Source organism: Sulfitobacter rhodophyticola (assembly GCF_041281685.2).
GTDB lineage: Bacteria > Pseudomonadota > Alphaproteobacteria > Rhodobacterales > Rhodobacteraceae > Sulfitobacter.
This window is the reverse complement of sequence record NZ_CP166251.2, coordinates 238,386-250,737: the sequence shown is the minus strand read 5'-3', so window position 1 is coordinate 250,737 and position 12,352 is coordinate 238,386. Positions and strand designations below refer to the sequence as shown.

The following is a 12,352-nucleotide window of genomic DNA, read 5'->3' as shown; positions in this document are numbered from 1 at the left end:
GATCTTCGGCGGCATGCAGAATGAGTTTCCCGCCCGTTGGACCCGGTGATTGCCGGGGCAAACGGGCCAATTCAAGCCGCCTGCGCGCGTCCTGTGAGAAAGGTTTCAATGTCAGCCAGAATATTCCACGTACGCGCCACAATGCCAGCCGCCCCCGATTGGCGCACACCGCAGCCTTGTGTGCAGACAGACTTCACCACCGCTGCGGGTCTGGGTCGCTGATGACCAAAGCCAGAGAGCCTGCGCAGATTTCCATCAAGCCCGGTTTTTTCGCATTTACGCTGTTTTGCCCTTGTTCCCCCCTGAATCCCCCTTGTATAGCGGCAGGTGGAGACGTGGCCGAGTGGTCGAAGGCGCTCCCCTGCTAAGGGAGTAGGCGAGGAATCGTCTCGAGGGTTCGAATCCCTTCGTCTCCGCCAGAAACCCCAGTACAAACGGGGGTGGGCTCAAAAAATTCCGATATTTTCTGGCTGTTGACAGGTTGCATCAACGAGTGGCCCCAATTCTCCGGTCTTCGATGGGGGACAATTGCGTAAGCGCAAGTTTCAGAACCACAGCAATAACGGAACGCATGTTGATCAGTAGATACGGACGCTTGACGGATATGCATTCCCTAAACTTGGACACATGGCGGTTTCGAAAAAACTCCCTGACGACATCGAAGCTGCGTTGGGCCCCGTTCGGCAGTCAGAGACCGAGACGGCGCGGTGGTTTTTCGGCCATAAACCATGGCGATTTTAGCCATCTAGTGAAAAAATATTGAACGCCGGAAACGTCGGTGCGATGGCATTGGGCTTTGCAATCCTTCGCTGCATGTGCGCGATCTCGAGTTGCTCGAACTCACAAACTGCGGACCATGCGCGCTTTCGCTGCGGCTGCGCCTTTGACCGCGTTCTTTCTCGCCGCGCTCAAACAAACCTTGGGCCTCATCCACCACAATTCTACACTTCTTCGGGCGCGTTATTAAGCGCCTCGCGTCCCTATGCCCTTTTGCGCAACGATCACCACAGCCGCCGCAGCAAGGGTCCAGCCAAGCAACAAGGACAGATATCCGGCGTCCCATGCGGTGCCGTTGATTGCAGCCCAGCTGAGTTCGCCCATCGCGCGGGTCGGTGTCCATTGTGAAATTGCGTTGATCGCTGCGGGCATGGCCACCGGCGGCACCCAAAGGCCACCAAGGTATGCCAGTGGCAGATAAACAAGATTTGCAACGGGCACCGCCGCCCGGGCGGAGGACACTGAACCAAGCGCAATCCCCATGAAGGTCGCCGTCACGGAACAGATCATGCAAACGAAGGCCAAACGCAGCCAAGCCGCCGCTTCCAGCCGCGTATCCGTCATCAACAGCGCAAGAAGGACCACCAGCACAACAGCAATGGCGATGAAAACAAGCGAGGCGAGAATGCGAGAGATCCATTGATAGGCGGCATGGCCCGGCAGGGTCCTTTGCCAAGATGCAAACGGGCTTTCGCGATCTTGCGCAACACTCACGCCAAACTGGAAGAACCCAACGCCCAAGACAGCATAGACCGCAAAAGAGGCCATGGCATTGGCCGCCCATTGGCGACCGCCGCTGTTCGCACCAAAAAAGGCGTAAAGCATGGCCGGGAACAAAACAGTCGGGATCCAGAAGCCGGGCTGGCGAAACAGAATCCGGAGCGTCAAAGCGCTTTCGGCAGACAGGTGGCGGATCATTGGCGGATCTCCTCTTGGCGTATGCGATCAATGAGTTCCTTGAGTTTCAAGGGTTCAAGCCTGAGTCCCTGGAAGGGCAGTCTGTCCTTGACCATGCGGCGCAAAACGGCATCGCTGTCGTCTGTTTCGAAAGACCACGAAAAACCATCGTGGCGGGCCCGCATCCATTCGGGTGGCACCGTTGCGTCTGGCAAACCAAATGTAAGCCGATTGACGTTCGCCCTTGCCCTCATGTCATTCATCCGCCCGGTCAAGACCGTCTGACCCTGATCTATCAGCGCAATGGTGTCGCAAATCGCCTCGATTTCATCCCAGTGATGCGACGTGAGGATCAACGCGCCGCCCTGCCGCACATAGGCCCGTGCGGTCTCCTGAAAGCCCTCCTGCGATGCCGCATCAAGCCCTGTGGTCGGTTCATCCAGAAAGACCAGTTTCGGATTGCCCACAAAGGCCAGCGCCAAAGCGACGCGGCGCAGTTCCCCTCCGGAAAAGCCCGCGACACGACGGTCGATGAGCTGTTCCAGCCTGAAGCGGCTGACAAGCTCATCGACGTTTGGCTGCGTGCCATACCGTGAGGCGGTGTAGAACAGGATCTCGCGCGGTGTCAGCTGATCCGGCAGGTCCGTCGACTGGGGCGTCGCACCACAAACGGAACGCGCTGCATTACTTCCCGCAGGATGGTCAAATATCGTTATATGTCCGGCATCCGGGCATTGCAGACCCATCAGCATTGAAAGCGTCGTAGATTTACCGGCACCGTTCGGACCCAGCAGTCCAACAGCTTCGCCCGGTGCCACGGTCAAATCGATATTGGCCACGGCCTGCACCTTGCCGAACCGTTTGGACAACCCTGTTGCACAGAGTGCGTTCTTGTTTGTTTCTGAAGACATAAGCTTCCTTCGGGACTTGTGAAATCGTTTGGGAGCCTTATTCATTGGACCATGAGCGACCAAAAGCCTGACTTCGCAAAACCCCCGGAAAACAACGCGAACCACACGCCAATGTCGTTGGCGCTTCGCGAACTACGGGCGACTTTGACCGGGCCGCTTTTCTGGATCATCAACGGATCAGCGGTTTTGCTGGCTGCGATGGCGGGTCCGTATTTCACACTCGAACGTCTGAGCTTTCCAGAGCGGTTGGTGTACTGGGGCATTGCCCTGCTTTGCTCCGGGGTGCTGATGACGTTTCTGTCGATCTACGCTTACAGACTGACGGCCCATCGCAATTGGAATTGGGCAGTGGTGGCGATCCTCGCGGGCGCTGCTGGTGTTCTGCCCGTGATCGCGACGCTTTACCTTGCCGAAGGCATGGTGACGGGTTTCAAGGAAGGCTGGCGTGACTGGGCGACACCGTTCTCGCTTGTCATCAGCGTCGCACCCCCTTTGATCGCGGTCACGCTTGCGGTGAACCTGGCGATCAGACTTTTGGATCCTGACCCGCCAGCAGCGAAAATCCCGCAAAAACCGCAGAAAGAAATCGCATCGCCTGCACTGTCCGCCTTCCACAGAAAAATCCCCCAGCACCTCGGCCAGGATATCATCACGGTCAGGGCGCAGGATCACTATGTTGAAGTCACGACACCGAACGGCACTGCAATGATACTGACCCGTTTGAGTGATGCTGTTGCCCAGCTTGAAGGCCATGGTTGTGTACGCGTCCATCGATCATGGGTGTTGAACCTGTCCCATGTCCTGCGGATTGGACCGGGCGCAAATGGCCTGGAAATCACAATGACAAACGACCAGCAGGTTCCGGTTGGTCGCAGCTATCGCGCAGCTTTTGACGCAGCGCTGCAAAACCGGACGGAAGCCAAGACAGGCACGGTCTCTGACAATAGCTAGGGCGTTAGACGACAGGTGGCCCTTGCGGAAACTTCATCTGCCGTCGTCGCACTTTCATCCCCTCCCGCCGAAACCGCCGTTCGAACGCACGCGCAGGTCACAAGTTGTTCGAACCCGCCCAACGCGGGACAGAGCCACCCTAAGCCCATGTCGCCCCAATCCCTCTCCAGCTGCGAATTTCTATGCTAAGCTGGGGTGTCTGTTTTACCGCCGGGTGTGTTGGCAGGCGGATCGTGCGGCGCCATTTTTGAGGAGGGCAATGACATGACATCCAGGAAAGAAGAGCCCACACCGTCAGGCAATCTGACACCGCTGCAGCGGGCCCAGCCCAAGACCAACAATGTCACCGCGGATGATATCACCGCATCGCTGAAGGCCGGGGTGTCCGATTTTGTGGCGCGCCCCTTCATGAGCGGCTTCTTCGGGCTTTTTTACGCGCTTTTCGGCCTTCTGTTTGTTTGGGGCCTGGTCTGGCTCGGCAAGACGTGGATGATCATTCCCGCCATTGTCGGCTTTCCGCTGGTAGCACCATTCGCTGCTGCGGGGCTTTATGAAATGTCCCGCCGGTTGCAGAAAGGGACGCGTTTCGGCTGGTCCGAAATCCTGACTGTCATGGCCCATCAACGCAAGCGAGAGTTGGGCTGGATGGCCTTTGTCACACTGTTCATATTCTGGGTGTGGGTATATCAGTTCCGGACAGTGCTGGTGATCGTCCTGCAGGATTCATCCTTTTCGGATCTTGAGGGGTTCTTGAACACCGTCTTCTTCACATCAGAGGGCTGGACCTTCCTGGCGATTGGCACCTGTGTCGGGGCATTCCTGTCGGCTGTCCTTTTCTCGGTGACCGTCGTTGCGATGCCCATGCTGCTCGACCGGGAAACCGATTTCGTGACAGCCATGCTGACCTCCATTCGGGTCGTCAGGGAAAACCCGGTGGTCATGCTCACCTGGGCGGTGATCGTTTCGGTCACGATGCTGGTATCGATGGTTCCGGCGTTTCTGGGCCTGATCGTCACGCTGCCTATCCTCGGCCATACCACGTGGCATCTCTATCAGCGGGCCGTGCCGCCGGTGGGGGGGTGATTGGGGGCGTTTGAACTATCAGGGACATTTGAATTGTAACGATGCTCAGAGCTGCCGTTTGTCGCCTCCCATGGCACCGCGCTGCAGATATCTGGTCTTTTCGCGCTCAAGTTTCGGTCTTTCACCTCATTTGGGCAGCCTTTCGTTTGAACGCCAAGCCTGTTCGACTTTTCCCAATTCCCAGGCATCTTGTTTATCCGCACCCCGGCCCTAGTCGTGATGGTGTGGCCCGAGCTTGTTGTGCAGGCGGGCATCATGGGTTGAAAAATGACCGATGAACCAATCGCTGAGGATTTCAACAAGGCGCTCAGCCGATTGTTCTGGTGCGTGCCGCTCTTCGTCCATGATGTCACGCAGTGCATCCAGCAGACGTTCGTGATCTGCCTTGTGCGCATCCAATTGATCGTAGGTCGAGGTACGCATCTGGCGTTCCTCATGGGCGAAATGTGCCGAAATACCGTGCAGCAGATCTCCGAAGGATTTGTCTATCTCTTCCTCTGATAAATTCTCCAGAATCGATCCGGCGGCCCTGTTTACAAGATCAATCAACTCCTTGTGCTCATGATCGACAGCTGGATCGCCGACGCTGAATTCGGGTTTCCATTCGAGTAATACCATCTCCATCGCCTCCATTGCCTAGTTGAATACGAAGCCGCCCGCGTCCTTCCTGTAATCTATCGCAAAACTCTGCCCCGGTTCGAGCGACAGCTGCTGCGTCTCAATGCTGGTGAAATCCTGCGCTGCGGGGTCGTCGCGCAATCGGACTGTCACATCATAGCTGCCCGCGGGCAGGACAAAGCGTTTGTAGACCCGTGAAGGTCCCGTGCCCGACAGGCCCGTCGGTGGCAGGTTCTGCGCGAATACGGCTTCGCCATTCAGATCAAGCTCGACATACACCGGTGCGCGGCGGCGCGCGCACAACTGATCGTGGCGCATGTTCTGCGGCAGTGCGGCCAGTTCTGCTTCGGTCCGATCACGGCAATCGCGAACGCCGCTTTGGGTGAAGCTGAGACGCAGCAGGGCGTGGTCCGCAGGCAGGCTTTGCCACGCAGGCCTCGAAGAGAGCATGGCCGTCCCCAGGACCACAGCGAGGCTCAGGATCGTACCGAAAAAGATATGGTGAAGGCGCTTGGTCATTTCGCGGCCATCCCATCGGCGAAACGTTTGCCGACCCGGTCGATTTCTTCCCTGTCCATGGGGCGGACCTTTTCATAGCTTGGTATTTCACCGAGGCGCGTGGCGAAATCGCCGAGTTCGCTGATCAGACGCCTTCCCTCTGTCGGCCCCGCCCAGACGGTCAGCACCCGTTCCCGCGGGACGCGTGCGCGAAGATAGGGGTCACGTGCCCGCGCGAAGCGAAGAGTTGTCCATTTCTCGCCGAACCGGTTCTGACAGTCGCGCTTGGCGCAACCTGCCAGGCAGACGCCATCAGCCAACCCGCGGCTGATGATGAAATCCACCATCGACGGCGGCACCATCGCAACGCAAGGCACATTCACGCGGCCGCTGACGGGGCTGCCGCCTGCGCCGTGGCTGCACGCAAGTGTCAGCACCCGGCTGCCGCTTACCTGTGCCGCATGCTGTTCGGCAGCATCAACGACGCGGGCGCGCAGTTCCGCGAGCGGATAGTCCGGCAGGTCAATGCCGGTCACCAGATTCCCGCTTCGACGGAAGGGTGACGATGACGGGCAGGCCCCCATGCAGATGCCACACGCGACACAACGCGCCGGATTGACCGCCACCTCGAAGCGGAAGGGCGCACCGTCGCTGCGCGGCTCAAGCGTGATCGCGTTGTAGGGGCAGTCGTAGACGCAGCGTTCGCACCCGTTGCAGTGATCGAGGAACACCTCAGCCGGGCGACCACCGGATTTGGGTGGCATCCAGGGCATTCCCACCAGCAAGACCGTGAACAGGGCAACTCCGGTCCAGATGACCCCGGACGGTACTGATTCAATCACCGGATAAAGGCCAAGCAGGAACCAGTCGATATTGACGCGTTGCGGGATCGTCGCCAGATCCGCGGGTCCCTGCAAGGGTGCCGGATAGATCAGCGATCCTGCGACCAGCGCAACCAGTGTGATGATTGCCAGCCCTCTTGGCGGGCGCGTCCGGGCTTCGGTGAGCCGTTGAATGTGGATCCACATCAGCAGGAGCAGCAACAGCGGAATGGCGATGTGCAGGAACACCATCAGGGTGAAGAACCGGTCCGACAGCATTGCCGGCGACAGGAAGTTGCGCGCGATCGGCTCTCCGAAAATCCCAAGGGTATCAAGCAGCTCGGTCGTGGTCAGGGCCACATACTGCGCCAGTTGATCCCAGATCAGCCAGTACCCGGTAATGCCAGACAGGTATACGAACCAGATGACCGGCACACCCGTGACCCAGGAAAACCAGCGTGTGCCCCGATACCGGTCCATCGCAAATTCCCGGATCAAATGGGTGAACATCACCAGCACCATCAGGTCGGAGGCATACCGGTGCAGACTGCGCGCAAGCCCCGCGTGCCACCAATGATCCGTGCTCAGCCACTTGACTGAATCGTAGGCCGCCGTGACGCCTGTATCGAAGAAGATGAACAGATAGACGCCGGTGACAGCAACAATCCAGAACAGAAACCATCCCAGCGGGCCGAGTTGGGCAAGCGGATTCCAGTCAGCACCGAACGCCAGATCAAATCCACGCTCAACCCGATCAAAGCCGCGCCTGAGCACAGCGCGCAACCCAGCCATCAAACGACCTTGCGACCGCGCACCGTCAGCCTCTCTTTTTGCGCCCGGCGGCGTTCAAGCCAAAGTCGAAGAATGACCCAACCCATCAGGATCAGCGACAAAGCACCGAAGAACATCCCGAAGACAATGGCATAATCGAAACGGTAGGCACCTGTCAGGGGATCATAGACGGTGCACAAAAAGGTCAACCGATCCCAAAGGGCATCTGCAGCGAATGAGCGGGTCGTCCGGCCAAGCACGAGTTCCTTCAGCGGCTCGAAAAGCATCGGCAGTGGAAAGCTTTGACCGTACACCTGCCGGTAGACCTTGCCTTCGGAGTCAAGGATCGTTGTCTGGGTCACGTGTGCATATCCGCCTGCCGCAGCACGGAACGAAAACCCGAGATCGGACAGCAGCGCCTCGGTCACGGCCTCTTCGGCACTTGCGATCTGCCAACCGTCAATTTCCAGAAGCTTGTGGGTGCCGGCAAATCCGGCCAGTTGCCCCGGGCGGTCGCCGCTGGCGTCAAATCCGAAGGTCAGGATGTCGAAGCTCTGCGCGCCCAGAACGTCACGGGATTCAAGAACTGCGGAGCGCAAGTGATCGGTGACCAGCGGACAGACGGAGGCGCAGCTGGTGTAGACCAGCGAAACCACCAGAGGCTTGCCGCGAAACTGTTCCAGAGGCAGGTCCCGCCCACGGTGATCGCGCAGAACGTGGGCCGCAGTCTGATTGCCGATGGCCGCCTGGCTTTGCTCAAACGCAATCTCGGCATCCAGTTTTTCCGCGGTAGCAGGCGTTCCCCAGGCCAGGATGACCAGTGCAAGAGTGGCGCAGAGCCTCAGTAAATCCATGCGGCAGCCACCCTGTCGAGAACGACACCCAGACCCAGCAGGGCGAATTGCAGAAGTGACGCCCGGAAAGTCGCCATTGCTGCCTTTCGCGTATCGTGGCGCATCAGCGTCCAGCTTGTCTGGAGCAACCGAGCACCCCCAACCGCCGCGCAGACCCCATAGAACGGGCCCAGCCCGTAAAACAACGGCCAGAGCGAGAAGATGACAAGCACCACCACATGAAGGAAGATCACCCGCCCCCAGACCTCATGTTCGGACACGACCGGCAGCATCGGAATACCGGCCTTGCGATAATCCTCGCCCTTGGCGGCGGCCAGCGCCCAGAAATGCGGTGGTGTCCAGAAGAACAATGCGGTGGCCAGAAGGACCGGTACGGGTTCCAGAACGGGGCCGAAGTCCGGCGCAGCCGCAGCGGCACCTGCCAGCAGCGCGAAACTGCCCGAGGCACCCCCGATCACGACATTCCAGATGCTGCGCCGCTTGAGCAAGATGGTGTAGACGAAAGCATAGGTCGCCGCGCCAGAAAAAACCAACACCGTGGCCAGCGTGCCGCCCACGGACCAGCCCATGAAAAGCGCCCCGGCCAGAAGCGCCCCGAACGTCAGCGGCCAAATGAAGCCGGGCTTCAGTGTTCCACGGGCAAAGGGGCGGTTGCGGGTGCGCGCCATCAGGCGGTCGGTGTCGCGTTCAAAGTACTGGTTATAGGCCCCCGCCGCGCCCGATGCGCCCAGAACGGCGAGCGTAAAGACACAGGTTTCAACCCAACCCATCGCACCGCTGGCGGTCAATATCCCAACCAAGGCCGCAAGGGCGACGAAGGACCCGATCCTGAGCTTCAGCATGGATGCGGTCATGTTGAGTGCATTGGTCATGAGCCGTGTCCTTCTTTCCCGGTGATCAGTTGAACAGCCAGAGTTCCGACAGGTATTTCCAGTTCACGAAGTAATAGAGCACGAAGCAGGTGAAGAAGATCGTCACCAGCACGATCGTGCCGTTCAGCTTTGGATGCTTCTCGCTGCCGTATTCCGATACCGCTTCGCGTCCGGCATCATGGAGCGGGAAAGCAAGCTTCGCGGTCGTTCCGGCAAGTTTCGGCCCTGCAAGGATCGAACCGACGACGACAAGGATGAACATCACGCCACCAATCGCCGCGAGGATCGCGGATATCCCGTTCAGACCCATCATCAGATAGGCAGCGGCCGGAAATTCGAACGCGTGTGGCGCGTCGGTCAAGCCGATGTCCCATTGTCGACGTGGTACGCCAAGCGTGCCGGCCCCCATCATGAAGAGCGATATGCCGCCCGCGCCGATACCGAAGAAATAGGGTTGCAGCTTGGCCATTGTCGGCCACAAGATATCACGCTGGAAGATCAGCGGGATCAGCATGTAGGTCCCCGCCATGAAGGCAAGGGTCGTGCCCGCCACGACGGTGCCATGGAAGTGACCCGGCACATATATGGTGTTGTGCATCAAAACATTCAGCTGTTCCGTGCCCAGCACGACGCCCGAGATGCCGCCGATAAAGCCAAACATCACCAGACTGAGGAACATGCCCGAAAACGCCGGATTGCCCCAAGGCGCCTTGGTCAGCCATTCGAACCAGCCGCGGTCATAGCCATTTCGCCGCTGCGCGGCCTCAATCGAACCGGGTACCGTCAGCCCGTGGATCAGCGACCCCAGAACCGCGAGGTACATCATGTATGACGTATTGACGATCTTCCAGGTTGAGCTCATCCCCGGCTCGGCCAGAAGATGGTGGGCCGATGCAAGCTGCAGGAACAGGATGTACATGAAGAAGGCCATGCGGCTGACTTTCTCCGACAGGGGCTTGGCCCCCAGATAGACTGCCGCGATTGCGTACCAGATCGACACATGCGCTGACACGTTGATCTGCTGGCTGGAATGGCCCATGCCCCACCAGACAACCTTGTACATCAGTGAATCGATCCCGCCGATCAGACCCAGCGACCACAGCCAGGTCGGGATCAGGATGATCGCGCCCGAGGCCAGCGTGAACACCGCGATTATGGCCGCCGTGATCGCCCCGAACGAAACAAGCGGCACCGACCCCTGGTACGTGTTCTCGGCCTTGGCCACGACAAGTGTTGCAAAGAAGATCATCACGGCCACCAGCGCGCCCACCGCAAAGGTGATCAGCGACAGATAGAACCAATGCGATGCCATCATCGGCGGGTAGGAGGTGAACATCACCGTGCTGTCGCCCCGCAGTACGGCGTAATTGGCCATGACGGCGCCTACGACCATTAGGAAAAACGCGAGCCATGCGATTTTTGGTGCCGCCAGGCGCGCGCCCAAAAGGACCGCCGATGCAAAGTAGAGCACCGCAATTTCGAAGAAGATGATCCAGAACAGAAGCACATTCGCGCCATGCCCGGTCAGGATCAGATAGAACCAGTCAGCTGGCAAAAGCTGAATGGCAGGCCAGCGCGTCAGCGCCACACCCAGCCCCATCAGACCGCCCAGCAAAAGAAAGACGACCGCAGCCACGGCGTTGACCTTGATCAGCGTCTCGGCGTTGGCTTCGATGCGAAGGCCGCTGAAACGGCACGTGCGGTAACTTGCGTTAATACCTGCGACCGGTGCGGCACCGTGTTCAATGCTTGTCATGGGTTTTCTCCCTTACTCGACAACGCGGATGCGACCGGTCATGTTATGATGCCCGATGCCGCAGAATTCATTGCAGACGACGCCAAACTCACCTGATTGGGTGGGGGTCAGCGTAAAGACGTGCTCGTATCCCGGGTGGACCGAAATATTGATGTTCGTGGGTTGCAGCGAAAAGCCGTGCTGCCAGTCCACCGACGACATGTGGAACCGGTAGGCGACGTCTTTCTTCAATTCGAGGACCGGCCAGAATTCCCACAGCCTTGCGAGCATGTAGACATCGCCACCTTCGGGCGGCACGACCACCGGCACGCCGTTTTCCTCGACCGGTTCACCGTTGCTGTCGGTCTTCTGGTACTCCTCGGCAAAAGCGGTGACTTTATCTTCGAAACGCGCTGGAGAGACTTTATAGGTTTCTGACGAAAGGTTTTGATCACCGATGAAGTGCCAAGCGATCATGAAAAAGAACATGAAAAGCCCCCAGAGGAAGGCGACGATGATCCAGGCAAGCTCGATGTTGTGAATCGGCTCTTTCCACCAAAGCCGATTTGAAGGTGGTGTGATTGCCATGACAGGCCCCAATCCCTTGCTGTCCCAATTGCAAAAATCAGTTCCCGACGGGAACCGAGGCTACTTCCATGACGCCCCAAACGATGTAGAGAACCGCCGGAATGGTGACGCCCAGAAAAAGCAGCAGAAACGGATTATCCAGCACGCGCTGCATCGCCGGGATCTCATGCTCCGGTGTATCAGGCTCCAGCCCTTCGTCGGTTTTTTCAGAATTTTCCATAGGTGCCGCCCCGCTTAGCTTGTGTGTCGAAATCCCATTGGAGGATCACAGGAGACGGCAGTCTCGATCACGCTTGCACTAGGAAAAAATATGAACGCCGCCCAGATCCGTTGAACACTGTGGCCAGAGCCTTCTTCGCGCCGACCACATCACTGGTAACTCGCGTAACTGCAGGTGCTGGTTTTTGCGGAATCCGAGTACCGCAAAACAGCAACCGTTCCATAAAAACTACAGAAAAAAAATTTGCACCGACTTGATCTAGATCAAAGAAACCGGCGCCAAGATCGAGTTGGGCGCACGTCGCGCGTGGATTTCACACAGGCTGCTTTCCGGAACGATTCTGAAATCTTCATCAGCAAAAACAGCATAAAAAGAACGGTAAACGCGGGTACGGCCAGTTGGTGCCAAGGCTGGTTTTTCAATCCCGTCAGACGCGCGACTGAACCTCGGGCGTCCAGCGGGCAAGCTTGATGAGGCGCCAATATTTTTGTCATTTTCGCTTTCTCAAATGCGTCAATAGTGACCGTCCAAGCGGTTTGACATCCAAAGCTGCGATGGCAAAGCCCAGTGGGATCATCCAAAAGCCCAAGATGGGCAGGAAGCCCAGGATACCTCCCGCGATAAGCAGCAAGCCCAGTACAAGCCGCAATCCCGGCGGCACGAAACGTCGTGTCAGGATGAGCGCATTCTTCGTTTGTCGCCTTATCCATGCTGCGATGCTTGGCCGGTCTTTCTGTCCTGATGGGTCGCGAGACT

Annotated in this window: 13 protein-coding genes and 1 tRNA gene; 3 read left to right on the top strand and 11 right to left on the bottom strand. The window is 58.4% G+C overall.

The features are described from left to right. Positions 1 to 329 precede the first annotated feature (329 nt). Positions 330 to 419 (top strand) — tRNA-Ser (locus tag AB4X18_RS02260). Between the two features lie 544 nt (positions 420 to 963). On the opposite strand, the gene AB4X18_RS02255 is transcribed toward AB4X18_RS02260, so the two are convergent. Both AB4X18_RS02255 and AB4X18_RS02250 read right to left on the bottom strand, forming a co-directional pair. Beyond that, complete coding sequence (locus AB4X18_RS02255; protein WP_370402081.1) at positions 964 to 1,695, bottom strand: ABC transporter permease; 732 nt, start codon at positions 1,693 to 1,695, stop codon at positions 964 to 966. Continuing rightward, a complete protein-coding gene (locus AB4X18_RS02250) occupies positions 1,692 to 2,585 on the bottom strand; it encodes an ABC transporter ATP-binding protein (RefSeq protein WP_370402080.1) in 894 nt (297 codons plus the stop codon). The genes AB4X18_RS02255 and AB4X18_RS02250 overlap by 4 nt, the downstream gene beginning before the upstream one ends. Before the next feature lie 51 nt (positions 2,586 to 2,636). On the opposite strand from AB4X18_RS02250, the gene AB4X18_RS02245 reads away from it, so the two are divergent. Together AB4X18_RS02245 and AB4X18_RS02240 are read left to right on the top strand one after the other, a co-directional pair. Then, entirely contained in the window at positions 2,637 to 3,536 is a 900-nt protein-coding gene (locus AB4X18_RS02245) for a LytTR family DNA-binding domain-containing protein (protein ID WP_370402079.1), read from the top strand. Positions 3,537 to 3,800: 264 nt separating this feature from the next. Next, the gene (locus tag AB4X18_RS02240) at positions 3,801 to 4,619 is read left to right on the top strand and encodes a DUF2189 domain-containing protein (protein ID WP_432817047.1); all 819 of its coding nucleotides are present in this window, start codon (positions 3,801 to 3,803) and stop codon (positions 4,617 to 4,619) included. A gap of 210 nt (positions 4,620 to 4,829) precedes the next feature. Here the strand turns inward: AB4X18_RS02240 and AB4X18_RS02235 are convergent, their stop codons facing one another. From AB4X18_RS02235 to AB4X18_RS02195, 9 genes are all read right to left on the bottom strand, one after another. Continuing rightward, positions 4,830 to 5,237: a bacteriohemerythrin gene (locus AB4X18_RS02235; protein WP_432817046.1), complete on the bottom strand. Its 408-nt coding sequence runs from the start codon at positions 5,235 to 5,237 to the stop codon at positions 4,830 to 4,832. Between the two features lie 18 nt (positions 5,238 to 5,255). After that, positions 5,256 to 5,756, bottom strand: coding sequence for a hypothetical protein (locus AB4X18_RS02230; RefSeq protein WP_370402076.1), 501 nt, complete (start codon positions 5,754 to 5,756; stop codon positions 5,256 to 5,258). Beyond that, positions 5,753 to 7,348 carry a cytochrome b N-terminal domain-containing protein gene (locus tag AB4X18_RS02225; protein WP_370402075.1) on the bottom strand — a complete coding sequence of 532 codons (1,596 nt, stop codon included), beginning with the start codon at positions 7,346 to 7,348 and terminating at the stop codon, positions 5,753 to 5,755. Before AB4X18_RS02225 ends, AB4X18_RS02230 begins: the two co-directional genes overlap by 4 nt. Next, positions 7,348 to 8,181: an SCO family protein gene (locus AB4X18_RS02220; RefSeq protein WP_370402074.1), complete on the bottom strand. Its 834-nt coding sequence runs from the start codon at positions 8,179 to 8,181 to the stop codon at positions 7,348 to 7,350. The genes AB4X18_RS02225 and AB4X18_RS02220 overlap by 1 nt, the downstream gene beginning before the upstream one ends. Then, on the bottom strand, positions 8,169 to 9,053 hold the full coding sequence (gene cyoE / locus AB4X18_RS02215; protein ID WP_370402073.1) for a heme o synthase: 885 nt from the start codon (positions 9,051 to 9,053) through the stop codon (positions 8,169 to 8,171). The genes AB4X18_RS02220 and cyoE overlap by 13 nt, the downstream gene beginning before the upstream one ends. Positions 9,054 to 9,078: 25 nt before the next feature. Next, the gene (locus tag AB4X18_RS02210) at positions 9,079 to 10,809 is read right to left on the bottom strand and encodes a cbb3-type cytochrome c oxidase subunit I (protein ID WP_370402072.1); all 1,731 of its coding nucleotides are present in this window, start codon (positions 10,807 to 10,809) and stop codon (positions 9,079 to 9,081) included. Positions 10,810 to 10,821: 12 nt separating this feature from the next. After that, complete coding sequence (locus AB4X18_RS02205) at positions 10,822 to 11,376, bottom strand: hypothetical protein (protein WP_370402071.1); 555 nt, start codon at positions 11,374 to 11,376, stop codon at positions 10,822 to 10,824. 37 nt (positions 11,377 to 11,413) lie between these two features. Next, positions 11,414 to 11,596, bottom strand: coding sequence for a hypothetical protein (locus AB4X18_RS02200; protein ID WP_370402070.1), 183 nt, complete (start codon positions 11,594 to 11,596; stop codon positions 11,414 to 11,416). 263 nt (positions 11,597 to 11,859) lie between these two features. Further along, a complete protein-coding gene (locus AB4X18_RS02195; RefSeq protein WP_370402069.1) occupies positions 11,860 to 12,306 on the bottom strand; it encodes a hypothetical protein in 447 nt (148 codons plus the stop codon). Positions 12,307 to 12,352: the final 46 nt, after the last annotated feature.